A 25327-nucleotide genomic window follows, 5' to 3' on the forward strand; every position below is an offset into this window, starting at 1 on the left:
TGTCAATCATTCGATATCTTCATCTTATAGAAGGTTCTTCAGTATACAATATTGAAGGGATCTGAAACCGAGGGGTGTTGATGGAGTTGAGTTCGTTCACGGAACGTTTCGGTCGACCACGTGATTTCGCCGGCTACGGTGAAAATCCGCCGACAAGCCACTGGCCCGAATCTGGCGCCCGGGTGGCGGTCAGCCTGGTCATCAACATCGAGGACGGCGCAGAACGTTCGCTCAGCCGCGGCGACGCCGCCGATGACGTCAACGCGCACTGGATCACCGACCTCGCCCACGAGCGCGGCAACCCGAGCCTGGAGTCGGGGTTCGACTACGGAGCGCGCGCCGGCTTCTGGCGGGTCCTGCGCATCACCGATGCTGCCCGCGTGCCGGTCACGGCGTTCGCCTGTGGTCGAGCCTTGGATCTGAACCCCCACATCGCAAGAGCACTGAGCGCACGTATGATCGAGATCGTGGACCATGGTCTGCTTTGGGAGCCACATGGTTCCCTCTCCCTGCCGGAACTCACAGCGCGCATGGACGCATCGGCACGGATCATCGCAGCTTCAACAGCCGGCCTGCCGACGTCGTGGTACTCAAAGGACGGCCATTCCGCGGCGAGCTTGGGCGTGATGAACGATCGCGGTTTCGCACACGACTCGAACTGTTTCTCCGAGGACATGCCATACGTTCCCGACGGTCCTCACGGGCTGGTCACCATCCCCTACGCGGCTGACACGAACGACTCGATGCTCGTGTCAGCGATCGCCACGGGAAGCCAGTTCTCATGGCAGCTCCTGGCCGCGCTCGAAAGCCTTCTTGAGGATGATCGCCCGGGCGCCAAGGTCTTGAGTATCGGCCTTCACCCACGCTGGATCGGGCGTCCGGCATACGCCGGCGCATTGCAGCGCTTCATCGCCCGTGCCCTCGACATTCCCGATGTCGTCTTTGCCGAGCGACGCCAGATTGCAGCGTGGTGGCGATCAATGCATGCGCAGAAGTGAACCCCAGCCAGGGATCTGATCGTGGATCCCTGCCAGCCGCAGGGCGTGCCACGCCAACGCCACGGCACTGTCGATAATCGGCAGGCCGTTGTCCTGCTCGAGCCGTTCCAAGAGGTAGCCCGCCCGGAGGTTCGTGCCCACGCACAGCACCGCATCGATCCCCTCGACGATGCCGGCGCTCACCAATCGGGCAACTTCTTCAGAGCTCAGTGCTGCGATCTCGGGGTTCGTCAGGTCACTGGCCAAGGCCGACCGGGCGGCCACTTCGATGCCGAGTTCAGACAGTTCATCGGCTATGCCGTCGACGATCGCACTGGAGCCCGGGAAGACAAGCGAAATGCGAGTCGCGCGCAGTGTCCGCAGTGCAGCCACCATGGCCTGGGTCGCAGTGGTGCCGGCTTGAGCGCCTGTGCGCTCCGCCAGTCGTCCGGCCATCCGCCGGTCTCTCTCGATGCCGGTCCAGGAACCGGCGGTCCCATGGAATGCGACAACGTCCGGCTCGATTTCGGCAATCAGCGAGACGCTCTCCCCAAGAACGGAGTCGTCGATTTCTGCCGACAGCGACGGCGGAAGCCGGAACCGGGTCGCAAAAACCTCGACGTGGGGGATGCCACTGAGTACCGCCGCAGTCAACGGCTCGGCGTTGGAGTTACTGGCGGGGACCAACAGGCCGATCCGACGGGCCAGCGGCCGATCATCGGTCAATGTGCGCGCCCCTGGGACGGCGGTGTGGAGATCGCAAGGATTCGCGCGGGCTTGGATGAGAGATTGGACCACCAGTGCGGAATGACGGCGTCGAACGTGATCGTGTCTCCCTCCTCGAGTGAGTACTTTTCGTCACCGATCGTGGCCACCAATGAACCTTCCAGAACCAGGATGCATTCCTCGCCCTCGTGGGAACTGCGGATCGAGCTGCCTTCGAGATTGGGCGGGAGCTTCATGATCAACACACCGAGTTGGCGATTCACATCCGGCACGAGCAGCTCCATGCCGATGCCCTCACGGGGCACCTCGATGGTACGGCGCTCATCGCGGCGAACAACGCGATCATCCGGAGAACCCTCCGGCGGCGCAGAGAACAATTCAGCCATCGGAAGTTCAAGGGCGCCGGAGAGGCGCAGCAATGTCTCAAACGAAGGGTTGCCGATGCCACGCTCGATTTGGCTGATGAGACCAGCACTGACCTTGGCCCTGTCCGCAAGCTCCTCGACAGTGAATCGGCGCGCGCGGCTCGCCTTGATCGTGGCACCAATGTGCGACACCCACGACGAACGTCGTTCGTCCATCCCGTCTTTCTCCACGGTGGTTTCCATCCGCCCTCTTACCTGTTCCTGAGTGAGGCTCGAAGAGGGACGGAGACTACGAAACATGGCCGTCACTCATCGGCGATGAAATCCCACTGTCCCACACTGTTGACACCAGCCACCAGGTCGACCACTTCGTCTGTGTCGTTCGTGATCCCGTGGACTGTTGTGGGTGGGATGTAGAAAGCATCTCCTGGTCGAGCACGAATGTCGTCGTCGCCCAGGTGGATGATCGGCGTGCCAGCCACGATCACATAGAACTCCGCGACAGTTTCGTGGTGGTGCTTCACGTGATGTTGACCGCTTAGCATCCTACCCCAGCTCACCGTGAACTCCTTTGAACCGTTGACCTTGTCAGAGATGAGCTGACAGATCAGCCCTTCGTCGCGGATTCCAGAAGGTGTCATCTGATCCAGTTCGACAAAGCCCAGATCTTCGATGTTCTGCACAAGCGGGCCGGCGGTCATGCGAGCGTCACCGCCGATGTCTCCACGGCCTGATCTCCGGCAGCATCGATCCACCATCGAGCGATTTGTTCACGCGTCGCGAACCACACGTCCTCACGCCCCACGGCGTACTGGAGAAACTGCTGGATGCCCCGGGCGACACTCGGGCGCCCGCCGATTCTCGTGTGAATGCCGAGTGACATCATGCGGGGAACACCGTCGTCCTCGCTGAGAAGGAAGTCCAGCGTGTCCCGACAAACCTCGAACAGTTCGTTGCCCGTTGCCAGGCTCGCGTTGCCCCAGAACCGTCCGTCGTTGGCATCCGAGGTGTAGGGGACCACGAGATGCGGGCCGAGATCAGTTGACACGAAGTAGGGCAGGTCGTCCGAGTAGGAATTGGAGTCGTAGAGGAACCCCTCCGCGGCGAGCAACGAACGGGTGTTCTCCGTAATGCCATCGCGGACGTACCACCCCACCGGACGCACGCCGGCCATGCGTTCGATTGACTCGGCGCACCGTCGAATCTCCGCAAGCTCCTCCCTTGGGTCCATCCCGACCGTGCCGGCCCATCGGTAGCCATGGGCACAGATCTCATGCCCGTCGCGCACAATTGCTGGACCAACCTCGGGCGACTTCTCCAGCGCCATTCCGCAGGCCATGACGGTGGCTGGTACCTGGTGGCGTCGCAAGAGCGAAAGGATCCGCCAGATGCCAACCCTGCTTCCATACTCGAAGTAAGACTCCTTCATGAGGCTGCGCTTGGCCGGATCGCTCTTCCAGCCGCCGAAGACGTACACGTCCTCATCAGCCTCGTCGCCGGCGGCGATCGACCTCTCCGCGCCTTCTTCGAAGTTCACAACCACACTGATCGCCACCCGGGCACCATTCGGCCAGGAACCGCGCGGTGGCTGCTCCCCGTACCCAATCAAGTCACGCATGAGCGGCCCCCGAACCAATCGGCGCCATCGCACCTGAACCTTCACGAAAGACCTTCCGATGTGCGCCGATTGCGACCCGCAGACCTTGGGAAACGTCGTCGATCACTGCGCCATGTGCCGGTCCGACAAGACGCACGTCACGCTCGACCACCAGACGCTCGATGTCATCGAAAGCCGCGGAAACGTCCACGAACCGGGTCCAGTAGAGCGAACGGCCGGCTCCATATGCAGCCGCGTCGACAGAGACAGCCTTCGCGAACTCGGACGACGTGAGAAGGCATTCGTCATCGCGGTGGATCGGCTCGTCATCCTCGAGCTCATCAAATGGGGTTTCGTGGATGAAGGCGAAGCCATCGGATACGAAGAGCATCCGCGAAACACTATCGAAAGCCCACAGCGTGTTGTGCAGGTCTCGGATGTACGCAGGGTGTATCTCGATGTTCCTTCCGCCAAGATCGAGAACATCTCCAGCTTGCATCGGCACCAGACGGTCCACCAGAAGCGGCCAGTGCAGGTGATAGTCGCGCACATCACCCACGATGCGGAGCCCTGGGTACCTGCGAACGAGGGCCACGACATTGCCTGCATGTGGAATTTCCGGATGCGTCGGGAAGACGTAGTCCAGGGGCCGGTCGCCGAGCACGGCGGCGACGCCGCGGAGGACCGCTGCCTCATGGGCCGGGTCTCCGGAGTCGATCAGGATCGCAGACTCTTCGCCCACCACCAGATAGGTGGACACGTGATAGTGCACGGGCCCCGAGGAGGTCGCTGCCTGAAGGCACCCACCCAACCACCACACTCCGTCGGCAATCTGCCTCACATCGTCACGCGGCATGCTCCACCACCTTCCGGAGATGTCCGATTAGTTCCCCGGCCTGGGACTCGATCGCATCGCGACCGACTATCGCGCCGCCATATCCCGGACCAATTGCCGCCCAGGCAAGATCACCGACGATGTCGCGGATGTTCTGAGCCAGGGCCTCGGTGTCAGCCTTGGCTGCGGTGTCGGCGATCCAACCGAACTTGATGTCATGGAAGGCCTGAAGCAATCCCACATCGAGGGGCTGAGCGAGGCCCGCCTCGTCAGTGAGCAGATGGCAGAAACTATCCGACGTGAGCAGAGTGCGAGAAACCGGGTCGCCCACCCACAGCACGGGCAAGAGCCGCAGAAGCGGCGAATAGATCTTCACGATGATGCCAGGCGCGGCCTCCAACTCGATCGACGAACCCGCATCGACCGATATTCGCCTGGCAGTGGCGGAGGTGACGGGAACGGTGATGCCGCCGGTGTACCACACCTGATCAACCGTGAACTCCCGCTCGATCTCCGGAAGGTTCAGGCAGCACTCCATCTCGGTGCGCGTCAAAATGACATTCAGGTGGGCCTGCGGGTCCAGCAGTGCCCGGAGTTGATCGAGAACCTGCGGGGCGTGGAGGCCCACACCGGTGTCGACCAAGACGGCCGAATCGCCGTTCCTGATCAAATAGGCGCTGATCGACTGCCAGCCCCGGACGCCCGGGGGGCACCAGCTCGTGTCCGGGCCGATGGGGGCAACCCCACCCAATCGAGTCACCGGCTGCGGGCCGGCACCAAGGGACATCGGTTTCATGACCGGACCCCTGCCCGTGTGTCAGCTCGCTGCCACACGTCGAGCAGCGCGTCGACGGTTGTCACGTCGTGGCGCGACTTCATGACGGTGAGCGCGGCCTCATGAACCTTGACATCGTATGCGCCAACAGCGTCCTCGAGGAGTACCGCGTAGAAGTCGTTGTGCACGGCGTCACGGACCGTTGCCTCCACGCAGCCGCCGGTCGACACACCGACGAGTGCAACGGACTCAATACCCATTCCGCGCAGCAGCAGTGCCAGCTCCGTCGAGACGAAAGCACTCTGGCGACGCTTGGTGATGACAATTTCGCCGTCAATCGGTGCGCATTCCTGGATGAATCCCGTCGCCGGGTCACCCCTAGTGCTCAGCCGGGCGAGATCAACAGGTTTGTCACCGCTTGCTGTATGCAGGGCGCGGAGCCATACCGGCGACGAACTCGCACCATTGGGGAGGTTCTCGACCCGGATATGGAAGATGGGGACACCATGCTCACGGGCCCCGGCGATTGCGGCGCCGCAGCGCTCAGTAACCCGCGGCATCATCGACAAATCCAGTCCGGCATCACCGTGTGCGTGGCCCGGAGTCAGGCCTCCGATCTGCATGTCGATCACGACCAAGGCCGTGGTCGACGGATCCAGCAATTCATCCAATGAATCACGTACTTGCTTGCCGCATAATTCGATCACAATAGGTCCCTTCTCAGGTTGAGGGGAGCGCGGGGACATGGGCCCCCGCGCTCCCAGTTGTCAGCGACCGAGGTCGTTGAAGTAGATCTGGCCATTCGTTTGAGGCGTGGCCCCCTTGACCGACGTCGTGACGACGTTGACGTTGCGCACGTTGACCAGCGCCAGGGTGGCAGCGGCGGTATCAACAATGGTGCCCATCTTCTTCATGATGGCCTCACGCTCCTGCGTCTTCTCGCTCGGCGTTGACGCGAGTTGTATCCGCAACTTGTCGTATTCAGGATCGCCCCAACCCGTGCGGTTGCTCGGTGCGTCCGACACGTAGAACGCATAGGTGTAGAAGGCAGGATCGGCGATGACGATCGGCTCTGCGTACAGGAGTGCCTGGTATCGGCCTTCCTGCAAGACGGTCGTCAGATCGGTCGCACTCGCGATGACGTGCAGCTCGACCTTGATGCCGACCTTCGCCAATTGCGACTTGATGAGCACTGCAGACTTTTCCGCAACCGGCCCTGGGCGTGAGGTGCCGTACGACAAGGTGAGGTTGAACCCGTCAGGGTACCCGGCTTCGGCGAGCATCTTCTTGGCACGATCGGGATCGTAGTTGTAGGAGGCCGCACCTGAGAGTGGCGGGAAGGTGCCGGTCGCCGCCTTGCCGAATCCGGTATAGGCGCCTTCCACCAGGGACTTGCGGTCAATCGCCATCGAAAGTGCCTGGCGAACCTTCGCGTCCTTGAGCTCCTTGGCGGTCGTGTTGAGCATCATGGTGTCCCGGCCGAGGCTGGCACAGTCCTGAACACGCAGCTTCGCATCCTTTGCGAATTCGGGATACTGGTCATAGCTGAAACCATTGGCGATCTGCGCCTCGCCCGAGGTCATGAGCTGGGCCCGCGTTGCGACATTCGGAACGGCATTCACCACCAGCTTCTTGACAGGTCCGCGTTCACCGCCCCATTGCGGGTCAGCCGCGAGAACCAGAGAGGATCCGGGCGTGAAGTTTTCCAGTTTCCAACCGCTGTAGTCGGCCAGGTTGTTGGAGAGCCAGTCATCGGCAATCAGATCAGTGCTGGTGATGTGCTTCTTGGCCTCAGTACTGTCGTAGACATCGAACAAGTTCTGTTGAAGCGCGGTAATCGAGAACGAGTACTTCGATGCCAGGTTCAGCTGGACGGTCTTGCTATCGATGATCGTCACCAAGTTGGCGGTGTTGAATCCCGCGCTCTTCAGCGCCCCCTTCATCACGGAGTCCCTCACCATGCCCGTCTCGAAGCTCCACTTGACGTCTTCGGCAGAGAGCTTGTTTCCCCACTGGCTGGTGAGGTCCTTCAGTTTGAAGATAACCGCGGTGCCGGCCGCGTTGAACTCGACCGAATCCGCAAGCCTGCCCTTCACGCTGTACGCCGGATTTTCGCAAGCCTCTTTCGGTGTGGCGCCCAGGTTGTAGGCGAGGAGCTGCGAGCCGAGTCCAGTGAGGACAACGTGCGAGGCCGAGCCGCCCCACTTGGATGCGGTCAGTCCGGCGGGGATGCCATTGACCGCAACTGTCACCGTCTCCAGGTTGTCGCTCTTGGCGTTCGCTCCCGGGTTGGAGCATGCTCCGAGTGGGATGGCCGCTGCCAACAGCCCGACCAACAACGGGTGTCTACGTACTTTCATGCGTCTTCCTCAATCTGTAATCGCGATGGTGCACTTGCCATACGACGGGCGGAATGGTCCGGCCGCGCTGCGAAATTAACCGCGGTAAGCCGACTTGTGGCCACTGCGGATGATCGGCAAGACGGCATCGATGTCATCGATGACGTTGCCGTGGGTCGGTGCGACGATCCTGGTCCCCAGGGCCTGCATCGCCTCGGATACACCTGCATAGAGGGAGTCGGCGTCGTCGACCCAGCGCGCCCAGTACAGGGCGCTTCCTGTGAACATCGCGGCGTTTTCCACGGTCGGCGGAGACTCGAGTTCAGAAGTGAGCAGCCCGCACTCTCCGGGGAGATGGCACGGATCTTCATCATCGAGATCGGGGCGATGCATGTAGCAAAACCCGTCGGCAGTGAAGAGGACTCCACCTTGCGTGGCGAAGCCCCACAAGGTGTTCGGAAGATCTCGGATCATTGCCTCGACGAGAACGAATTCCTGTCCTCCGCCGAGATCAATGCGATCGCCGGGCACTCCAGTGCGCAGGTTCGGTACCGCCCGGGGGTAGAAGAGATGGTAGTCACGGACGTCACCGACCGCGACGACGTCCGGATATTTCTCGACCAATCGGGGCAGGTTACCGGTGTGGGGCAACTCCGGATGAGTCGGCATGATGTAGGTCAGCGGCTTGTCCCACAGCAACGCGTCGAGCGTGTCGGAAATAGCCGACCAGCTTGACGGATTGCCCGTATCCACGAGAAGCGACGACTCTGAACCTTGCACGAGGTAAGTCGAGGTGTGACCGTGGATTACCCGGGTGGGAAGGTGGAACTCAAGACACGAGCTCATCCACGTGACGCCGGGGGCGATCGATCGTGGAAGATCGCTGCTCATCGATTCGCAGAGCGGTTCTTGTGCAAGGGCTTCAGACATTGTGAACTCCCAATCTCAATCGTCGGCGGGGGCAAGGGCATCGAGCAGGTACTCGACATGTTGTTTGACCACATCGCGGCCGCGGAGCATTCTGCCCCTTGAGGGTGCGATCGTTTCGGGTTGCAGAGTGTCGAACTTGTCGGCGATCCAATCGCGCAGCTGACGTGTCGAAGCCCGCTCGATCCATTCATACTTGGCGAGAAGGTGAGCGCGGACCTGCGCCGGTGTGGTGTTGTCCGTTGAAAGGTCATCGATCACGACAGGGTCGGTTGCAGCATCCATGACCCCGTGGGTGAATGTGTCCGAGGTGAAGATCGTTCCGCTGGCGGCATCCCAGCCCCAGAACGTCGGCAACAGACGCAACAGGGGCGACTCGATCTCCAGCACCCTGCCGGGCAGGATCTCGATTTCAGGCGTACGCGCCATCGAGTCACCGCCTTCACCCTTCTGATCGATCTGCTGCCTGCGGCTGCGCAGCGCCATGCGGTGAATGTCATCGAACGCATCGAAGGGGTTCGTGACTCCGCCTGTATAGAGGCGCCGCAGCGGGAATGACGTGGCAATTGACTGGAGATTGGAAACGCAGTCCATCTCGCCTCGTGTGAAGAAGATCGACAGCTCCGCGCTACCGAGGAGCCGGGTCAGGGCCCCGATCACCTCCTGCTCGTGGATCGCGAGACCCGAGTCAACAAGCAACCGGTGCTCGCCTTCGCCCAGCAGGTAGCAGTTCGCCGGCTGGTAGCCGGTTGACCCGGCGGGAACCCAGCTAACCCGATCGTCCAGCTGGTAGATGCCACCAAGGGCCACCGTCATGGCCGTCTCGTCTATAATGAACATATCTTCATTGTATTGAATATCAAGCATGAGTGTCAACCTTTCTTAGCGAGAAAACGCGAGGTGATCCTGATGCGGGACACCTGAGCGCGGGTGCGGGGATCAAGCAGAGTTGTGGCGACGTCCAACACGATGTAGCCGGCGAGACTGGCGGTGCCCATGATCACCACGAACCCCTGGATAATGGGGATGTCATTGGCCAGGACACCCGCCAGCGACCACCCGCCCACTCCGGGCCAGGAGAACACGCTCTCGATGATTGCCGCGCCACTGATCGAGCTCGCCAAGATGATCACGAAGTAGGTCATGATCGTTCCGCGGATCTCGACTACCGCATATCGGAAAAGCTGGAGGGGCCGGAGCCCGCAGGCCCGCGCAAACTCGATCTGCGGCGAAGCGAGCGCCTGCACCATGCCGGTCCTGACGATCTTCGAGACCGGCGCGGCAAAGAACACCCCGACAGTGACGATCGGCAGGGCCGCATGGGACAGGATCGCAGCGAACGAGCCCCAGTATCCCGCCAGCGGCGCATCCAGGACCACTGAACCTGTTGAGCTGGGGGGTTGAGCATCTGATCCCGAGAGCATTCCAACAGGCGCCGGAGCGATGCCAAGGACGCTGAAGAAGGCGACAATCAGCAGCAGCGCCAGAACGAACTCCGGTACGGCGAGCAGGACCGAGGATCCGACCGTGTATGCCCGATCGGCAGGACGGCGGTACCGATAGGCCGCCACTGAGCCGAAGATGACGCCCAAGAGGAGCGCCAGGAGGAGGCCCGGCACAAGGTACACAAGAGTGTTGGGAACGCGCACGAGCAGGTCGTCAAGTACGGGGCGCCCTGTAAAGAACGAGTTGCCGAAGTCTCCGACCATCGCATTGGAGATGTAGTCGAAATACCGGCTGAGCAAGGGCTTGTCCAGACCCAACGTCTCGTTGAGCCGCGCAATGTCCTCCGGGGTGGCGTACTCACCGAGCAGCGCCTTCGCGGGACTGCCTGGAAGCATGGAGACCAGGAAGAAGCTCAGACTGAGCAAGCCAATGAAGAGGAACCAGCCGATGATGATCCGCCGAATGACGTAGGCGACTATTCCCTTCATGCGTCCGTTCCTTTCCCTGTGTTCCGTGCGTTTGCGAGTTCCCGTCTCGCCTGGCCGACCCCGAAGTCCACTGTGAGCCGGGCCGACATAAGTTCCTTCGTGTAGGCGGCGCGCGGGGCGTTGATCACGTCCGACGCTTCGCCGTATTCGACGAACACCCCCCTATGCATGACTGCGACGTGGCTGCACATCGCTTCCACGGTCGTGATGTCGTGTGAAATCAGCAGATATGTCAACCCTCTGTCCTGGCGCAGCTTCGCCAGAGTCGCCAACACACTTGCCCGGATGGTCATGTCCAAAGACGCGGTGGGTTCGTCCAGGACGATGAACGACGGATTGGTAATGAGTGCCCGGGCAATGCCGACACGTTGCTGCTGACCGCCGCTGAGATGTGCTGGCCGTCGCATCAGATGATCGCCCGACAAACCGACTTCTTCCAACATGCCGGCCACACGCATGGCGCGCTCGCGATGCGACAAGCCCGGCTCGTGAATAACAAGGGGCTCGCCGACAATATCCTCGATTTTCATGCGCGGGTTGAGGGATGCGAAAGGCTCCTGGAACACGATCTGCCAATGCTGTCGCCTGCGGCGCAGCTCCCGGCCACCCAAAGCCCGTACATCGACTCCGTCAACAACGACAGATCCCGAGTCGGCATCAATCAGCCGGAGAACCAGGCGCGCCAGGGTCGACTTACCCGAACCCGACTCACCGATGACACCCATGGAATCACCGCGTTCGATGTCCATGGAGATCCGGTCAACTGCAAGCACCTCATCCCCTCCGGGACGGCGGTATTTCTTCACCAAGTCACGAACTTCAACGAACGACATCGCCCACCACCTCACCCATCGGATTGCCCGTGCGGACTGAACTCAAGAGTTTCCGGGTATAGGGGTGCTGTGGATCGCCCACGATGTCGGCTACATCGCCACACTCCACGATCTGCCCCCTGAGCATCACGATCACCCGATCGCAGTAGTTCGCGACGACGCCAAGGTCATGGGTCACGATCAAAGCCGAGCGCCCCGATTCCATCGTCAGGCCGGCGAAGACATCGAGGACCTGGCGCTGCACCGTCAGGTCCAGAGCCGTGGTCGGTTCGTCGGCGATGACCAGTGCCGGCTCCAGGACCATCGCCATGGCAATCACGACGCGTTGTGCCATCCCGCCGCTTAGCTCGAAGGCATACCCGTCGATCACACGTTCAGGATCCCGGATTCCGGTCACCGCGAGCATGGCAATGCAGCGTCCACGTTCGGTTTCGCCGAATGGCAAACTGTGTGCCCTGAAGATCGCGGCGAACTGCGCCGACAACCGAAGGACGGGGTTCAACGCCCCGAACGGGTTCTGCGCCACGAATCCGATCCGCCGCCCACGCATTTTGCGAAGCTGCTTTGGACCACACGATATGAGGTCCACGCCGTCGAACGAGGCACTGCCCCGCTGGACCCGGCCGCCGACGGGCAGCAGCCCAAGCACCGAACGAACCGCGGTTGATTTTCCCGAGCCGGACTCTCCGACGATGCCGACGATTTCCCGCGTATTGACGGCGAAAGATACGTCGTGGAGCCTTTCTTGCCAGCCAGAGGGTGTGTCGAAGCCCGCCGTGATACCCGTAACCTCAAGCAAGGTGCTCATGACACACCCCCGGCCGACTCCATGTGCCGCTCGATCGTGTTGCCGTTGCTGTTGAGCGCACCGATGAACAACACGATGGCGAGGGTCGGAAAGAGCGCAGCCCACCAGTCTCCGCGAATCAGCATTGCGGATCCGGCATCAATCAGGCTGCCCCAGGTGGGCTGAGGTGGCCGCACTCCGATTCCAAGGAAGTTGAGAGCCGCGATGGCACTGATGCCGTTCGCCGCCGTCAGCGTGGCCTGCGCCAATACGACTCCGTACGAGTTGCGCAGCACATGATTGAACGCAACCCGGGTGGGCGTACATCCGATAGCCACGGCCGCCTCGACGAAGCGGGCCGACCTGAGGGTTATCGCGCTCGACCGTGTCACACGAATGAAGCGTGGAATACCGACAAGGGCAATGGCGACCACGATGTTGATGGCGGAGCCGCCGAGGATCTGGACGAACACGACGGCGATGACGATGATCGGAAGGGCTGAGATCGCATCGACGATTCTCATGATGACTTCCCCTCGCCAGCCTTGGGTCGCTGCAAGGCCGAGCGGAACGCCGATCATCAGAGCAACAACGGTGGCCCCAATGGCCAGGGGGACGTCCCGCCCGGCTGCATCCACCGTCCGCGAGAACACATCGAACCCGGATCCGTCGGTTCCAAACCAATGCTGCCAAGAAGGCGGCAGTCCAATCGTCTTGATGTCAGGCGTGATCGGGCTATACGGCAGGGGAAGCAGCAGACCTGCCAGCGGAAAGCCTATGATCACGGCCAGCGACAGCACCAACGAAATCTTCTCGCCGCGGTGCTTTCGCGCCATTCGACGAGGGCGCGCCTCACCATCCTCGTTGTTCTCTCGCGCCGTCGGAGGGCCGGAATCGGCCGATACTGAAATCGCCATCACTTCATTCCTTCATCAGATTGAATAGATCTGTTGGCTATTCTTACGACCCATTCACCCATTTGGCAAGGGTTTTGAAGCAGAATTTGGACGGGTGCGCATTTTTCGAAATGACTTGTCCTTCGTTCAGTTCATCATCATAATGAAGATAATGATTTGGTCGCCAAAAGGAGCTCCCGTGCCAAAACCACTTACTGACCGCACTAAACAACTCGCGATGGCCGTCAGAGACCAGCACCTCGGTAGGCCGATCCTGGCCGCCGAGCGACAGCTTTTTGAGTTCGCCGGGAGACGGGAGAACTTGGTCTCTCTGACGCACGCGGACACCGTTGCGTTCCCTCCACCTCCGACCGCCGGCCGCCTTTACACCGAGGCATTGCAGGCAGGCGTGAATCCGTTCTCGAACTTCCTGGGTGACGACCACGTGCGTGCGACGCTCGCACCACGGATCGCCCGGTTCCTTGGTACCGATGTCAACGCCGAAACCGAATTGGCCATCACTTCGGGAACCCAGAACGCCTTATTTGCGATCCTCTCAATGGCAGTTGAGTACGGAGACAAGGTCATGGTCGCCGACCCCGACTACATGACGCTGGAAAAGAACCTCCGCTTCTTCGGCGCACATGTCATCCACCTACCCGCCCGCGCCGTACCCGAAACGGGCAGCCTAGAGATAAGCCTCGATGATGTGGAGCGCGGCTTTGAGGCCGGTGCCCGGCTGCTTGTTTTCTCCAATCCCTGCAATCCGACCGGAACCGTGTACGACTCGTCATTCGTCGCGGGGGGTGGCACGTCTTGTGAAGAAGTACGACGCCTACGTCCTTGTCGATGAGCTCTACTCCAGGCTCGTGTTCGGTGACGAGTTCTGCCACCTTGCCGCCCAGCCGGATATGCGGGATCACTGCATCACGACCCTCGGAACCTCGAAGACCGAATCCATGTCCGGATTTCGCGTCGGCTGCGTTGTAGCACCCGAGACCCTGATCGCCGCCCTACCCGAAGTACTTGAGGTCACTGCGCTCCGTGCATCGTCATATGCGCAATACTCCCTCCTCGACTGGCTCGGGCCGGATGAGAGCTTCATCGCCGAGCGCGTCACCAAATTGAGGGAGCTGCGCGATCTCACGGTCAGTCGTCTCGAATGCGTGCCAGGCATCGACATCACGAGCCCGGGCGGGACTGCCTATGTGTTCCCCAGGCTCCGCAAGCCCCTCGGCGACGACTTCGAAGTCGCCGAGGTGCTCGTACGAGACGCCGGCGTCCTCGTCTATCCCGGTCTCTCGTTCGGCCCAAGTGGATCTGGCGGCTTCCGGCTCTGCTTTGCCCAGGCCGACAGCGTCATGCCGGGAATCCTTGACCGGGTGGCGACGACACTGACTCGTTTGTCGATCAAGAGGGGCACACATGCCTGACCGGCTCCCCTCCCTGATCGCCGACGCCACGTCGGTCTCGTCTGCCTTCGAATGCGACCTGCCACCAGTGCTCACCGTCGGCGAAGGCGACACCTTTGCGGTCCAGACCCGAAGCATTCTCACTCACGTCGATGTCGCGGATCGGGACAACTTCGAGATTCTGACCGACTACTCCCACATGGATATCCCGGTGACCGGACCGATCGAGGTGCTCGGCGCCCGCCGCGGGGACGTCCTCCGGGTCGATGTCCACGAGATCTATATCGCTGAGATGGGTGCCATGGTCACCCTCGAGGGACGTGGAGGTTTCAGCACGACACTCAAGCCGGCCGGCAAGTTGATCCCGATCGCGGGTGACAAGGTGATGTTCGACGACACAGCCCTGCCATTGGAACCCATGATCGGCAAGATCGGTGTCGGAGCTCCAGGTGATCCCCACTGCAGCACCGTCGGCCCCCACGGCGGAAACATGGACTGCACCTCGATCGGGCCAGGTTCCACGCTGTACGTCCCCATCTTCGTCGACGGCGCCCAGCTCTACATGGGTGACCTGCACGCTCGGCAATGCGATGGCGAAGCCTCCCTGACTGGTGTCGAGGTCGAGGGAACGGTGATCGCCTCCTGCGAGGTGCTTCGTGGCTGGCAGCTCAAACGGCCCATCCTCGTTACAACTAACGACACCATCACGATCGGCGATGGCGACGACCTCGACGAAGCCGCCCGACTCGCTCTGGACGACATGCTCGGCCTTGTTCGGGCACAGAGCACGTGGACCGCCGAGGAATCGGCCATGTTCCTCAGCATCGCCGCCGACGTCGGCATCTGCCAGGTCGTGAACCCTCGAAAGTCGGTACGAGTGACGTTGCCGAAGAATCGGTTCCCCGTGCAACTCCCTCCCGTTCACTCCAAGGAGACCAATAATGCTTGACACTGTGGTGCGCAATGGACTGGTCAGTACGCAATCTGGCCCTCTCGATCTCGACATCGGCATTCAGGATGGGCGGATCGTCCAGCTCAAGAAGAGCGACACCCAAAGCCCCCTTGAGGGGGTCCGTACGATCGACGCCGCCGGCAAGACGGTCGTGCCCGGAGGCGTGGACCCTCACGTACACACAAGTTCGCCCATGCCGACACTGGGCGACGGGATAAGCAGTTACGGTCCCGACCGGGTAAGCATGGCGGCCGCATTCGGCGGCACGACCACGATGTTGGACTTCGCCCACTGGCGCCCCGGTGACGACCTGGCGGAGACGTTCGAACGCAAGCATGCCGACTGGCGCAATCGCTCCTATGTGGACTATGGCTTCCACGGTACGTTCCGCGAGCCTGAGATCCCATTCGACATTCTCGATCAGGTCGAGGACGCCGTCGCCGACGGCCACGCGTCCTTCAAGGTATGGATGACCAACACCACTCCGGACCGCAAATGGCAGAAGACCGACATCGGACACATCTGGGGACTGATGGAACGCACTGCTGCAGCGAACGGCATGCTCTGCGTCCACGCCGAAGACGACGACATCGTGATGTACGCCTACAAGCGGCTCCAACACGAGGGTCGAACCGCCCTCCGGCACATGTCCGAGGCGCACAACCAGCTGTCAGAGCAGCTGTCGTTCCAGCGTGTTATCTCACTTGCGGGACACGTTGGTGCCCCGCTCTACATCATGCATGTGAGTGCACAAGTGGGAATCGAAGCGATCAGGGCCGCGCGCGGCACCGGGCAACCGGTGTACGGCGAGTGCCTTCCGCACTACGCGAACTATTCCGACGAAGTCTACGCACAAAGCAACGGCGCAATTTACCACACATACCCCTCGCTGAAGGCGTCTACCGATCGGGACTCTATGTGGGGTGCCCTGGCGGCCGGGACACTCAGCACGATCGCCACGGATTCCGTGTGTGTCGATCTCGATGTTAAGACGACTGGCAAGACGATCTTAGATGCCGTGGGAGGCCACGTGGGGGTGGAGGTCCGAATGGCCGTCGCCTACACCGAGGCGGTCACCAAACGCGGGTTGCCACTGGAGCGGTTCGTTGACCTCACCTCGCGCAATGCCGCTCGTGTCATGGGCGCCTACCCGCAGAAAGGCGAGATCGCAATCGGCAGCGACGCCGACCTCGTCCTGCTGGATACGTCGGCGCCCCACATCATCACAGCAACAGAGCTTCATGAAGCCGACTACACGCCGTGGGAGGGCTACGTCGCCTCCGCATGGCCCGTACTCACCATGGTGCGCGGCGAAGTGCTGGTGGAGAACGGACGTCTGACCGGCGCACCCCCGTCCGGCCGGTTGCTGAAGAGATCGATCAGTTCGTCGGTGCTTTCCCGTCCGGCTCTCTAGTCCCAGGGCGACCGAACGTCAGCACATGTACGGAGAACCAGAGGAATGGAGAACACATGTACATCGTTGGAATCGGCGGAACGGTCAGTCCGTCGTCCTCGAGTGAGCGAGCCCTCCGAAAGGCCCTGCGCGCCGCAGAGGATCTGGGCGCTTGGACGACGATCTTTACCGGACACTTCCTCAAGGATTTGCCGATGTACGACCCCGGCGCAGAGGATCGCACAGATCAAGCTCGGGCCCTGGTGACCGCTCTCCGCGACGCTGAGGGAGTCGTCATCTCCAGCGCCGCGTATCACGGTGGTCCTTCGGGGCTTCTCAAGAATGCACTTGACTACGCAGAGGACCTCGCAGAAGACGAACGGGTCTACTTCAGTGGTCTTCCCATCGGGCTGATTTCCGTTGCTATGGGCTGGCAGGCTGCTGTCACCAACCTCAGCGCACTGCGTGCGACCACCCACTCCTTGCGTGGCTGGCCGACCCCATACGGGTGCATTATCAACACTGACCCGGCAATAGCCCACGGCGATCCGGTGGCAAGCCAGACCGACGGGCTCGACTTGGTCGCCCGAGAAGTAGTGTCCGCTGCCGGCCGACTGAACCCTTGTCCTACCTACCACGATGGTCCTGGACCTCTGAAATCTGCGGAGCCATGATGCGTCGTCGTCGTCCACGAAGTGCACGACACGGACTCCGAAATGCCGGAGTTGCGGTGCATGCATCTGGCCAAGTCCTGCAGGATAAGGACCTTCGCGGGCCTTCCGTGCAAATAATGTCAAGCGCAGCCACGACATCGCCGCCCTGCTCGCGTTCCGCTACCGATCGCGCCAAATGCGCTACACGGTCTCCTAGCCGACCCAGGCCCTCGCCTATGATCGGGAACCTGTCCTCGTTACTGAGTTTTTACAAGCTGGTCCAGACGCCGTGGAAGGATCATCGCTGGGTACCTGCGGCCCGTTCGGTGGCCCTATTGCCCTGTTCAGACGTGCCAGTTCGTCGGCGCGGTAGACGGTGGAGCGGCCAACTGAGAACAGCTCGTCGAGCCCGCAGTCGAACCAAGGGGGCACGGGGTCGCCGGTGCCCCGGGCCGTTGCAATCCTCGCAATCGTCGGCCTGCCTGGGCCAAGGAGCATACTCCTTGGGCTCTCACGATGATCAACAAAGGCACCCAAACCCGCTGAGCATTTTTCATGTCCATAAAAGCCCTGAATTGACAGAAAGGAAAGCCGCCATGTCGACAACAACCTCAACGATCACTGTCAAAGCTGAGGACCCCGCATCAAGGGACCGACAGCTTGAGCAGACATGTGCCCTGCTCCGCAGGGAAGCTACAGATTGCGGCATTCTCGTAACCCGAGTCGACCACACTACCTTCGAGGTCGCCATCAGCCCCGACGTCGAGTTCGGCCTCACCCGCGAACTCGATCTGCTCTGAATCAGAGCCGGGCATGCGGCCCCACATCCCGCTAAATCATCCGCGCCCGATCTCCTGGACCCGCCTAAGGACACTTAGTGAAAGAGCCGCAACAAGTCGACGCGCACCCAGCAGAAGGACAGCAGCACGAAGAGGTGGAGAAACACGCCATGGTGATCTGGACAAGCCTCAGTCCCGGCGACGTCGTGTCACTCCGAGGGCACGCTACTCACAACTGTGTCGGAACAGTCGAGTCCAAGACCCACGACGGGCTCATTATTTGGATTCGGGACGACCTAAATGAGAGGAGACTCTTTCATTTTCGCGAAGGTCAATCTGTCTGCGTAATCAAATGATTCATCATTGCGTCGATGTGCCTCCAAGCACCATGCGGCCGAACCTACGACCAAGCTCCCCCTTCGACCCGGGCAATAGTCCACCTGGCTTGATGCTAAACGGCCTGGCGAACCGGTCGGTGACGGCCGAAACTGAGCTATTGTGACGGCTTGAAAACTGAGCCACCTGTTCCAAACGATTGGGTGGGTGATCACAGTGGAGGATTGGGCTCTTATTCGGCGGTTGCATCTTGCCGAGGGTGAATCGATGAGATTGATAGCGGCGCGGCTGGTATGTCCCCGAACACCGTCGCGAAGGCAGTCAGCGCTGACGGACCGCCAACATGACTCCGGGATTAGGGGGGTGGAACAGCCATCCGTGAGCATCGGAGGGAGAACCCGCGGATGCCGGCGACGGTGCTCTCGCAGAGCGTGTGGGCTGGTCCGGGCACTCGACGTGGTTCCGTGAGAATGTGGCAAGGATCCGGCCTGAGTATGCCCCCTGCGGGTCCCGCAGATCGGATCTGTTACGAACCGGGTAACCAGGCACAGTGCGACCTGCGGTTCCCCGAGGTACGAATACCCGTGGGAACCGGCAAACCCAGAGTATGTGTGAGTCACGCCGGGGTTGAAGATCTTTCGCGACCAGCGTTCGTCTTCTTCGAACATTCCGTGGAACTGCCCAGCCTCACTGTTCCTGGATTTACTGCAGCGGCTTTTTGCTGGACGTCCCGAGCGTAGGGGCCAACGCAGTCAGCGAGTGGCGTTGATCCAGTCCGCTCGGGTACTCGAGCACCATCGGAGCCGGCGGTCTGCGATTATCGCCAGAGGTCGAAGTCACTGGATCGGTCACTGCGCTGCCGGTCGTCTAATCAGCTTGGTATTCCAGGCGATGTAAATGTTTTTGATTGGTCATATGCGCCTCCACATCTGATGCAGATTCACTTTTCCTTCATTCTCCTTTTAGACTTATCTGGTATACCAAAATGGCTATGAGGAGAATGACGTGCAAGAAAAGCGGCAGGCCGGACCCGGCCCTTCCACAGGTGGGTCCCGTTTCTATGCAGGCCTGGCGCTGCTCGCATTGGTGCTTGTGTCCGTCAATCTTCGGCCTGCCATCACCACCATCGCCGGCGTCATGAACCAGCTCCAGGGTGCATTTAGCCTGGACCCCTCTCTGCTGCCGCTTCTGTGTACCCTGCCCGTGTTGGCGTTTGGCGTCTCCGGACCGATCGGCCCATGGCTCGCCAAACGGCTCGGAACAGGCCGGGCGGTTGCGCTTGCGCTGTTGATCCTGGCTGTGGCGCTGATTGTCCGGGTCGTGGTGCCAGCCCTCCTCCTGCCAGGCACGTTCCTGGCCGGCATGGCCATCATGACGGCCAGCGTGCTGGTTCCGCAGATCGTCAAAGCCAACCGCGGCACAGGCTGGTGGACCGGGCTCTGCACCATGGGCTTCGGACTCGGAGCAGCCCTCGGTGCCGGGCTGGTCCAGCCGCTCGAGCAGGCCTTCGGAGGCAGCCTCACGTGGGCATTGGCCGTTTGGGCCGTGCCGGCACTGTTGGGTGCCGTCCTCATCCAGCGCTCCGGAGGACGCTCACCAGCGGCAGTCACCACAGCGGGCTCGCCCTCCGGAGTCTCCGGAACGGTCACGCCCCTACGGAAGCAGTGGACAGCCTGGGCTGTAACAGCCTTTTTCGGGCTGCAAGCCATGCTGTACTTCGCCATTACGTCATGGCTGGCCGTGTACTTGGTGTCCCTGGGCCTGTCGCCTGCCGACGCCGCCGCCCTCTTGGCCTGGTTCAGCCTGGCGGGACTCCCTGCGAGCCTGCTGGCTCCTGTCTTGGCAAGCCGTCCAGCCGTCTTGCGTTTCATGGCGCCCGGCCTTGGCCTGCTCGTGGCGGCAGCATTGCTCGGGGTCCTTTTGGCACCGGCTGGCCTGCAATTCGTCGCGGTCGGCTTGCTAGGAACAGTCCAGAGCGCCGGCTTCGGTTTGGCCATGGCCCTGGTAGTGATCCGCTCGGCAGGACCGCAGTCGGCGGGAAGGCTCTCCGCCATGAGCCAAGGATTCGGGTTCGCACTGGCCTCCCTTGGTCCCCTGGGCGCTGGCCTTCTGCACACACTGACTGGCGGCTGGGAGGTGACGTTTTGGGCGCTCGCGGCCGAAGCCGTGGTGCTGGCAGGTGCAGGCTACTTTGCCATCAGAGGGCCGGTGGTGAGCGTAGAGCCTGCCGGGCTGTCCACAGAGCCGCACACGAAACCCTCGCTTGTTCGATAATCCTCCCGTTCACGCTGTACGTCAGGCTATTGTGTGACAGTTTGGCGCGCAGCGCGGGGAGAGAATTGACCTGTTTGGAATTCCCGAACGTCCATCCCGCCGGAGTCATTTCCCAAAGGAACAGCGGTGGCTGATGCTGATGCCGGCTTGATAGAAGGAGTAGACCTGGATTTCTGGCGCGGGAAGGCCCCAGAACCCTTCAACAAGATGCGCCGGGCCTATACAGTCAGGGATGCCCTGAACCGCCCCGCCGACGAGCTGTTTCCAGCCGTATATGCTCGGTTGGAACGCTGACCGGCGCCGACCGGCGAATGGAGCGGATGCACGAAGGGAAGTTGACAGTGGCTGAGGCGATGCCGGAAATCGGGAATGGCCGCGATGACGAGGCCCGCGCAGAGTACGTCTACCAACTGGTCTTGGAGGGTATCGTTACCGGCACGTTCGCCCAGGGAGTGCGTCTGCGCGAACGAGAATTGTCCGAGATGTACAACGTCTCCAGGATTCCCGTCCGCGAAGCCATCCAACGGCTGGAGCAGGACGGCTTCGTGGCCACTTTCCCGCGCCGTGGCGCCGCAGTCCGGCAATTGACTCTGACGGACGTCAACGAACTCTTCGACGTTCGCCTTTGCCTGGAAACGTTCGCCGCTCGGATGGCCGCCACGCGTGTTGCCGGAGGCCAGTCCGGCGGACGGCTCGAGGAATTGATGGAAGCCTCGAAGGCCGCCATTGATGAAGGCCGAGGGGAAGACGTGGCCTTAATCAGTGCCGAGCTGCATGCCGAAATCGTGCGCCTCTCCGGCAACAGACTATTGATCGAATCCGTGAAGCCCTTGTTCGGACGCATGCGCTGGATTTTTGGGCTGTCCCATAACCGCAGCAACGAACTGCAACGCGACGAGCACACGGAACTGTGCAATGCGATCCTGAAGGGCCGGCCGGACCTGGCCTACTCACTGGCGTACACGCACATCGAACTGGGCCGCGAACCCGTATTGGCCGGCCTCGCGGAAACCCTAGAGCCCTAAAACGCTCGACGGCGGCACTTGCCTGAGTGCCGCCGTCGAAATTCGGTCAACGAGTGTCCCGTGTCAATCTAGTTGAACCGCATCGCCCCGGAAATGCGGTTTGGGTCAACTAAGTGAGAAAAAAGTTCCCCAGTTTGCCTCACTTTGGATACCGTCGCCTTCCCCGGCTACACACTCGCCAGCGGCGCCAGCCGGGACGTGGGGATACACAGCACCCACGATCAAGGCATCTGCCCGCGCCATGGTCTCTGGATCTGCGCCGGTGCCACCGGCTTCGCCGACTAGTTCTCCATTCAAGCCGGCCCGCACATCACCACGGCCTGGCATCACCACAAAAACCTCATCGCCCGACTCGGCCGCCCCGAGTGCGGAAAGCCTTCCACATCGCGACTGTCATCAACCGGACCTGGTACGACCAGTTCCAACACTCCACCGCAGCCACCGACACCTAGGACACCCTGGCAGTCGACCAGCCGGTGCATGCGACCCGACCATCACCTCGCTAACTTCACCGGACGCCAAGTTATGACCCCTGATGTTCACCCGGTGGTTTGGAGCCAGATAAGGGCTTCCTTTTCGTCCGTGAAGTAGTTGACGGGGTATGTGGGCGGCCCCAGCCGCAGAAAGACCGGGGTGCCACCCACCACGGCCAACGCCGTGACGTCGGCCGCTCCATTCAAAAAGCCGACCGCTGGACGACTGACAGAACCGACCCGGCTATCTGCAGCAGCACGGCACCCGGCTTCCTCCGTGTCCGGCGGGTCACTCACGGCGGAGGACGGCGAGGCTGATCAGTGACTGACACCACAAGCGCCATGACTATCGCACATTTCAGACGGTCGTCACAATCTATATATTGGGTTATGCATGAATTTCCTTTCATGCCGCGAAAGGGGCCAATGAACGACGTTGCAGCACGCTACCCGCAGGCCAGCATTGAACGGACCGTCGAATGGGTCGATACCGACGCTTCCGGCCACCAACACAACTCCGCCATCCTGCGCTGGGTGGAAGGGGCCGAGGCCGAGCTCTTCCGCAGTCTCGACTTGCCCGACTATTTTCCGAGTGCACCAAGGGTCCAGCAGGTGATCAACTACAGGGCCAAACTGTGGTTCGGCCAACGCGTCACCGCCACGGTGCGGATCCACACACTGGGCCGCACCTCCATGACCCTGGCCTTCGAGGTCCACGGCCATGCCCAAGGCACCTCCGAGGGCGGTATCGCCGCATACGGAACCGTAACGACCGCCCATGTTCCCGCGGGAGCAAGCTCCGCCCAACCATGGCCGGCGCATATCCGCGAGGCTGCCGGGCCCGTCACTGGCGATACCTACTGAACCCCAACCGAAACCGGCTCCGGTTCTGCCGTGATGCGCTTGCGCCGCCAGAGCACGCGCACGGCGCGCCCGCAGCGACCGAAGATTGTCACAATCTGGTGCTGCGGGCGCAACGTCACCTCGGCGACGGCGCCGTCACCGATGGCAGGAGCGTATCGACTGCCGTCGGTCTCCGTTCGCGCGTCAGACCAGCACTTCGCCGTCGCGAGCGACGACGCGGCCTCCGGAGACCACAAGGCGCCGCTGCGGGCAGCGCACGAGCACGTCCGGCACGTTCTCGGCGTCGAGGAGCACGATGTCGGCGCGCGCACCGGCGACGAGGTCATGCTGTTCCCGTCCGACGAACGGCGCGCCGTGCTTCGTCGCGTACTCGACCGCGGTGGTGAGCTTGTCGTCGTGGCGAAGCCCGTGCAGGCGTGCGAAGGCGAATGCCACGCGCAGCAGGTCCCCGTCGCCGAACGGCGACCACAGGTCGCGGATGCCGTCGGTGCCGAGGCCCAGCGGAACGCCTCGCTCCCGCATCCGCTGCCAAGGCAGCGGCGCGGTACCGCTCATCGCGACGGTGGTCCACGAGATGCCCGCCTCGGCGAGGCCCTCGATGATCTCCTCCTGCACGCTCTGCTGCAGCGCGCCCATGGCGAAGCCGTGCGAGATGTTCACCTTGCCCTGCAGGCCGGAGTCGATCGTGCGGCGGATTACCTGACGGTACTCGTACGCGCCGAGCGAGCCGAAGTCGTGCAGGTGCAGATCGAGGCCGACGCCCCGGTCGACGGCGATCTGGAACAGCCCGTCGAGCTGACCCTCGACGTCGCCGTCGATCGTGCCCGGGTCAAGCCCGCCAATGCTGTCGGCCCCGGCCTGGGCGGCCTCGTCCAGCAGCCGCATCACGCCCGGCCGGCGCAGCACGCCGTCCTGCGGGAACGCCACCGTCTCGACGTGGATCGCCCCGTCGAGCTCGGCGACGGCGGCATGCACCGACTCGAGGCCCTTCAGCCCGATGCCGAGGTCGACGTCGATGTGCGTGCGGGTCGCGGTGGTGCCGTGGCGGAGGAACTCGCGCAGAACCGCGGTGGCCGAGTTCGCGTTCGGGATGTCGTAATTCCCGCGCTCGGCGCGCTCGTTCGCGATCCAGCCCTCGACGGTCGGGTGGTCGGAATAGGTGTACGGCACCCACGGCTTGCCCCACCAACTCTTGTCGACGTGGGCGTGTGAATTGATGAACCCGGGAAGGGCCAGCAGCCCGCCACCGTCGAGGTCACCGGGTTCGGACGCTCCCGAGGCGGGTGCCACCTCGGTGATGACGCCGGCGCTGATAGTGACGTCCGCGGCCTCGGCGCCCCACGGGCGCACGTTCCTCAGGGTGAATTTCTTGCCAGTCATTCTGTTCCTTCTTTCTTCTGGGATTCAGTGCACGCGGCGGAGGAAGGCCGCTGTGCGCTCGTGCTGCGGGTTGTCGAGTACCTCGCGCGCCGGACCGTCTTCGAGCACGCGGCCCTGGTCCATGAAGACCACCCGGTCAGCGACCTCGCGGGCGAAGCCGATCTCATGCGTGACGACGATCATCGTCATTCCCTCGTCGGCGACCTGCCGCATGGTCTGCAGAACCTCGCCCACCAACTCGGGGTCGAGCGCGCTCGTCGGCTCGTCGAACATCATGAGTCGCGGCTCCATGGCGAGCGCCCTGGCGATCGCCACGCGCTGCTGCTGGCCACCCGAGAGCTGGCTCGGGTACGAGTCTTCCTTGTCGGCCAGGCCGACCTTGGCCAGCACCTGCCGCGCGTGCGCGAGCGCCTCCTTGCGCGGGCGGCCCAGGATCCTGGCCGGGCCGTAGGTGACGTTGTCGAGGGCCGTCATGTGACCGAACAGGTTGAAGTGCTGGAACACCATGCCGATGTGCTGGCGGGCCTTGGCCACGCGGCGTTCGCTCTGCTCGTAGAGCTGCTCGTCGTGCAGCTCGTAGCCGACGCGTTGGCCGTTTACCTCGATGACGCCGCCGTCGACGGGGTCAAGGTGGTTGATGCACCGCAGCAGCGTGCTCTTGCCCGAGCCCGACGGCCCGAGGATGCAGACGATCTCACCGGTGCGCACCTCGATGTCGACGCCCCGGAGCACATGGTTGTGCCCGAGCCACTTGTGTACTCCGTCAATGCGCAGCATCGTGTCGGTCGCAGTTCT

29 protein-coding genes are annotated in these 25327 nt (G+C 62.1%); 12 read left to right on the forward strand and 17 right to left on the reverse strand.

What is annotated here, in order from left to right; translation table 11 throughout:
* Positions 1-80: 80 nt before the first annotated feature.
* Positions 81-998, forward strand: coding sequence for a polysaccharide deacetylase family protein (locus MUN23_RS07965; protein WP_248763315.1), 918 nt, complete (start codon positions 81-83; stop codon positions 996-998).
* Here the strand turns inward: MUN23_RS07965 and MUN23_RS07970 are convergent.
* The 14 genes from MUN23_RS07970 to MUN23_RS08035 all read right to left on the reverse strand — a co-directional run bounded on the left by MUN23_RS07970 (position 978) and on the right by MUN23_RS08035 (position 13012).
* A complete protein-coding gene (locus MUN23_RS07970) occupies positions 978-1703 on the reverse strand; it encodes a hypothetical protein (RefSeq protein WP_248763316.1) in 726 nt (241 codons plus the stop codon). The genes MUN23_RS07965 and MUN23_RS07970 overlap by 21 nt on opposite strands.
* Complete coding sequence (locus MUN23_RS07975; protein ID WP_248763317.1) at positions 1700-2311, reverse strand: helix-turn-helix domain-containing protein; 612 nt, start codon at positions 2309-2311, stop codon at positions 1700-1702. Before MUN23_RS07975 ends, MUN23_RS07970 begins: the two co-directional genes overlap by 4 nt.
* 62 nt (positions 2312-2373) lie before the next feature.
* On the reverse strand, positions 2374-2769 hold the full coding sequence (locus MUN23_RS07980; RefSeq protein WP_248763318.1) for a cupin domain-containing protein: 396 nt from the start codon (positions 2767-2769) through the stop codon (positions 2374-2376).
* Positions 2766-3686: a polysaccharide deacetylase family protein gene (locus MUN23_RS07985; protein ID WP_248763319.1), complete on the reverse strand. Its 921-nt coding sequence runs from the start codon at positions 3684-3686 to the stop codon at positions 2766-2768. The genes MUN23_RS07980 and MUN23_RS07985 overlap by 4 nt, the downstream gene beginning before the upstream one ends.
* Entirely contained in the window at positions 3679-4521 is an 843-nt protein-coding gene (locus MUN23_RS07990) for an MBL fold metallo-hydrolase (protein ID WP_248763320.1), read from the reverse strand. Before MUN23_RS07990 ends, MUN23_RS07985 begins: the two co-directional genes overlap by 8 nt.
* On the reverse strand, positions 4511-5296 hold the full coding sequence (locus MUN23_RS07995) for a hypothetical protein (protein WP_248763321.1): 786 nt from the start codon (positions 5294-5296) through the stop codon (positions 4511-4513). The genes MUN23_RS07990 and MUN23_RS07995 overlap by 11 nt, the downstream gene beginning before the upstream one ends.
* A complete protein-coding gene (locus MUN23_RS08000) occupies positions 5293-5946 on the reverse strand; it encodes a cysteine hydrolase family protein (protein WP_248763322.1) in 654 nt (217 codons plus the stop codon). Before MUN23_RS08000 ends, MUN23_RS07995 begins: the two co-directional genes overlap by 4 nt.
* Before the next feature lie 96 nt (positions 5947-6042).
* On the reverse strand, positions 6043-7635 hold the full coding sequence (locus MUN23_RS08005; RefSeq protein WP_248763323.1) for an ABC transporter substrate-binding protein: 1593 nt from the start codon (positions 7633-7635) through the stop codon (positions 6043-6045).
* A gap of 75 nt (positions 7636-7710) precedes the next feature.
* Positions 7711-8544 carry an MBL fold metallo-hydrolase gene (locus MUN23_RS08010; RefSeq protein ID WP_248763324.1) on the reverse strand — a complete coding sequence of 278 codons (834 nt, stop codon included), beginning with the start codon at positions 8542-8544 and terminating at the stop codon, positions 7711-7713.
* 15 nt (positions 8545-8559) lie between these two features.
* Positions 8560-9408, reverse strand: coding sequence for a hypothetical protein (locus tag MUN23_RS08015; protein ID WP_248763325.1), 849 nt, complete (start codon positions 9406-9408; stop codon positions 8560-8562).
* Between the two features lie 5 nt (positions 9409-9413).
* A complete protein-coding gene (locus MUN23_RS08020; protein WP_248763326.1) occupies positions 9414-10475 on the reverse strand; it encodes an ABC transporter permease in 1062 nt (353 codons plus the stop codon).
* On the reverse strand, positions 10472-11308 hold the full coding sequence (locus tag MUN23_RS08025; protein ID WP_248763327.1) for an ATP-binding cassette domain-containing protein: 837 nt from the start codon (positions 11306-11308) through the stop codon (positions 10472-10474). The genes MUN23_RS08020 and MUN23_RS08025 overlap by 4 nt, the downstream gene beginning before the upstream one ends.
* Positions 11295-12116, reverse strand: coding sequence for an ABC transporter ATP-binding protein (locus MUN23_RS08030; RefSeq protein ID WP_248763328.1), 822 nt, complete (start codon positions 12114-12116; stop codon positions 11295-11297). Before MUN23_RS08030 ends, MUN23_RS08025 begins: the two co-directional genes overlap by 14 nt.
* Positions 12113-13012: an ABC transporter permease gene (locus MUN23_RS08035; protein ID WP_248763329.1), complete on the reverse strand. Its 900-nt coding sequence runs from the start codon at positions 13010-13012 to the stop codon at positions 12113-12115. The genes MUN23_RS08030 and MUN23_RS08035 overlap by 4 nt, the downstream gene beginning before the upstream one ends.
* A 178-nt stretch (positions 13013-13190) precedes the next feature.
* Here MUN23_RS08035 and MUN23_RS23460 point away from each other — a divergent pair, with 178 nt between their 5' ends.
* From MUN23_RS23460 to MUN23_RS08080, 10 genes are all read left to right on the forward strand, one after another.
* Positions 13191-13844: an aminotransferase class I/II-fold pyridoxal phosphate-dependent enzyme gene (locus MUN23_RS23460; protein WP_256468716.1), complete on the forward strand. Its 654-nt coding sequence runs from the start codon at positions 13191-13193 to the stop codon at positions 13842-13844.
* Positions 13810-14424, forward strand: a complete 615-nt coding sequence (locus MUN23_RS23465) for a pyridoxal phosphate-dependent aminotransferase (protein ID WP_256468717.1) — start codon at positions 13810-13812, stop codon at positions 14422-14424. The genes MUN23_RS23460 and MUN23_RS23465 overlap by 35 nt, the downstream gene beginning before the upstream one ends.
* Complete coding sequence (locus tag MUN23_RS08045) at positions 14417-15352, forward strand: acetamidase/formamidase family protein (RefSeq protein WP_248763330.1); 936 nt, start codon at positions 14417-14419, stop codon at positions 15350-15352. Before MUN23_RS23465 ends, MUN23_RS08045 begins: the two co-directional genes overlap by 8 nt.
* The gene (locus MUN23_RS08050; RefSeq protein ID WP_248763331.1) at positions 15345-16769 is read left to right on the forward strand and encodes a dihydroorotase family protein; all 1425 of its coding nucleotides are present in this window, start codon (positions 15345-15347) and stop codon (positions 16767-16769) included. Before MUN23_RS08045 ends, MUN23_RS08050 begins: the two co-directional genes overlap by 8 nt.
* 56 nt (positions 16770-16825) lie before the next feature.
* Positions 16826-17422, forward strand: coding sequence for an NADPH-dependent FMN reductase (locus MUN23_RS08055; protein ID WP_248763332.1), 597 nt, complete (start codon positions 16826-16828; stop codon positions 17420-17422).
* Between the two features lie 575 nt (positions 17423-17997).
* Positions 17998-18201, forward strand: a complete 204-nt coding sequence (locus tag MUN23_RS08060) for a hypothetical protein (protein ID WP_248763333.1) — start codon at positions 17998-18000, stop codon at positions 18199-18201.
* Between the two features lie 1320 nt (positions 18202-19521).
* Positions 19522-20790 (forward strand): MFS transporter, encoded by a 1269-nt coding sequence (locus MUN23_RS08065; protein WP_248763334.1) that lies wholly within the window; start codon positions 19522-19524, stop codon positions 20788-20790.
* 126 nt (positions 20791-20916) lie between these two features.
* The gene (locus tag MUN23_RS08070; RefSeq protein ID WP_248763335.1) at positions 20917-21084 is read left to right on the forward strand and encodes a hypothetical protein; all 168 of its coding nucleotides are present in this window, start codon (positions 20917-20919) and stop codon (positions 21082-21084) included.
* Between the two features lie 47 nt (positions 21085-21131).
* A complete protein-coding gene (locus tag MUN23_RS08075) occupies positions 21132-21815 on the forward strand; it encodes a GntR family transcriptional regulator (RefSeq protein WP_248763336.1) in 684 nt (227 codons plus the stop codon).
* Between the two features lie 144 nt (positions 21816-21959).
* Positions 21960-22100, forward strand: a complete 141-nt coding sequence (locus MUN23_RS08080; RefSeq protein ID WP_248763337.1) for a hypothetical protein — start codon at positions 21960-21962, stop codon at positions 22098-22100.
* 254 nt (positions 22101-22354) lie between these two features.
* Here the strand turns inward: MUN23_RS08080 and MUN23_RS08085 are convergent, their stop codons facing one another.
* Positions 22355-22495, reverse strand: coding sequence for a hypothetical protein (locus MUN23_RS08085; RefSeq protein WP_248763338.1), 141 nt, complete (start codon positions 22493-22495; stop codon positions 22355-22357).
* Between the two features lie 219 nt (positions 22496-22714).
* Between MUN23_RS08085 and MUN23_RS08090 the strand changes: the two genes are divergently transcribed.
* The gene (locus MUN23_RS08090) at positions 22715-23152 is read left to right on the forward strand and encodes a thioesterase family protein (protein WP_248763339.1); all 438 of its coding nucleotides are present in this window, start codon (positions 22715-22717) and stop codon (positions 23150-23152) included.
* Positions 23153-23335: 183 nt separating this feature from the next.
* Here the strand turns inward: MUN23_RS08090 and MUN23_RS08095 are convergent, their stop codons facing one another.
* Together MUN23_RS08095 and MUN23_RS08100 are read right to left on the reverse strand one after the other, a co-directional pair.
* Positions 23336-24532 (reverse strand): amidohydrolase, encoded by a 1197-nt coding sequence (locus MUN23_RS08095; protein ID WP_248763340.1) that lies wholly within the window; start codon positions 24530-24532, stop codon positions 23336-23338.
* Between the two features lie 24 nt (positions 24533-24556).
* Positions 24557-25309 carry an amino acid ABC transporter ATP-binding protein gene (locus MUN23_RS08100; protein WP_248763341.1) on the reverse strand — a complete coding sequence of 251 codons (753 nt, stop codon included), beginning with the start codon at positions 25307-25309 and terminating at the stop codon, positions 24557-24559.
* Between the last annotated feature and the right edge of the window lie 18 nt (positions 25310-25327).

The organism is Pseudarthrobacter sp. SSS035 (assembly GCF_023273875.1).
GTDB lineage: Bacteria > Actinomycetota > Actinomycetes > Actinomycetales > Micrococcaceae > Arthrobacter.

What these genes read in the sequence shown, in the direction of transcription:
- MUN23_RS07975 (WP_248763317.1), bottom strand. Translation starts at nt 2,311, where the DNA reads ATGGAAACCACCGTGGAGAAAGACGGGATGGACGAACGACGTTCGTCG.
- MUN23_RS08060 (WP_248763333.1), top strand. Translation starts at nt 17,998, where the DNA reads ATGTCGACAACAACCTCAACGATCACTGTCAAAGCTGAGGACCCCGCA.
- MUN23_RS08005 (WP_248763323.1), bottom strand. Translation starts at nt 7,635, where the DNA reads ATGAAAGTACGTAGACACCCGTTGTTGGTCGGGCTGTTGGCAGCGGCC.
- MUN23_RS08050 (WP_248763331.1), top strand. Translation starts at nt 15,345, where the DNA reads ATGCTTGACACTGTGGTGCGCAATGGACTGGTCAGTACGCAATCTGGC.
- MUN23_RS08035 (WP_248763329.1), bottom strand. Translation starts at nt 13,012, where the DNA reads ATGGCGATTTCAGTATCGGCCGATTCCGGCCCTCCGACGGCGCGAGAG.
- MUN23_RS08045 (WP_248763330.1), top strand. Translation starts at nt 14,417, where the DNA reads ATGCCTGACCGGCTCCCCTCCCTGATCGCCGACGCCACGTCGGTCTCG.
- MUN23_RS07995 (WP_248763321.1), bottom strand. Translation starts at nt 5,296, where the DNA reads ATGAAACCGATGTCCCTTGGTGCCGGCCCGCAGCCGGTGACTCGATTG.
- MUN23_RS07965 (WP_248763315.1), top strand. Translation starts at nt 81, where the DNA reads ATGGAGTTGAGTTCGTTCACGGAACGTTTCGGTCGACCACGTGATTTC.
- MUN23_RS07980 (WP_248763318.1), bottom strand. Translation starts at nt 2,769, where the DNA reads ATGACCGCCGGCCCGCTTGTGCAGAACATCGAAGATCTGGGCTTTGTC.
- MUN23_RS07985 (WP_248763319.1), bottom strand. Translation starts at nt 3,686, where the DNA reads ATGCGTGACTTGATTGGGTACGGGGAGCAGCCACCGCGCGGTTCCTGG.
- MUN23_RS07990 (WP_248763320.1), bottom strand. Translation starts at nt 4,521, where the DNA reads ATGCCGCGTGACGATGTGAGGCAGATTGCCGACGGAGTGTGGTGGTTG.
- MUN23_RS08020 (WP_248763326.1), bottom strand. Translation starts at nt 10,475, where the DNA reads ATGAAGGGAATAGTCGCCTACGTCATTCGGCGGATCATCATCGGCTGG.
- MUN23_RS08095 (WP_248763340.1), bottom strand. Translation starts at nt 24,532, where the DNA reads ATGACTGGCAAGAAATTCACCCTGAGGAACGTGCGCCCGTGGGGCGCC.
- MUN23_RS08010 (WP_248763324.1), bottom strand. Translation starts at nt 8,544, where the DNA reads ATGTCTGAAGCCCTTGCACAAGAACCGCTCTGCGAATCGATGAGCAGC.
- MUN23_RS08030 (WP_248763328.1), bottom strand. Translation starts at nt 12,116, where the DNA reads ATGAGCACCTTGCTTGAGGTTACGGGTATCACGGCGGGCTTCGACACA.
- MUN23_RS08015 (WP_248763325.1), bottom strand. Translation starts at nt 9,408, where the DNA reads ATGCTTGATATTCAATACAATGAAGATATGTTCATTATAGACGAGACG.
- MUN23_RS08100 (WP_248763341.1), bottom strand. Translation starts at nt 25,309, where the DNA reads ATGCTGCGCATTGACGGAGTACACAAGTGGCTCGGGCACAACCATGTG.
- MUN23_RS08090 (WP_248763339.1), top strand. Translation starts at nt 22,715, where the DNA reads ATGAACGACGTTGCAGCACGCTACCCGCAGGCCAGCATTGAACGGACC.
- MUN23_RS08055 (WP_248763332.1), top strand. Translation starts at nt 16,826, where the DNA reads ATGTACATCGTTGGAATCGGCGGAACGGTCAGTCCGTCGTCCTCGAGT.
- MUN23_RS08025 (WP_248763327.1), bottom strand. Translation starts at nt 11,308, where the DNA reads ATGTCGTTCGTTGAAGTTCGTGACTTGGTGAAGAAATACCGCCGTCCC.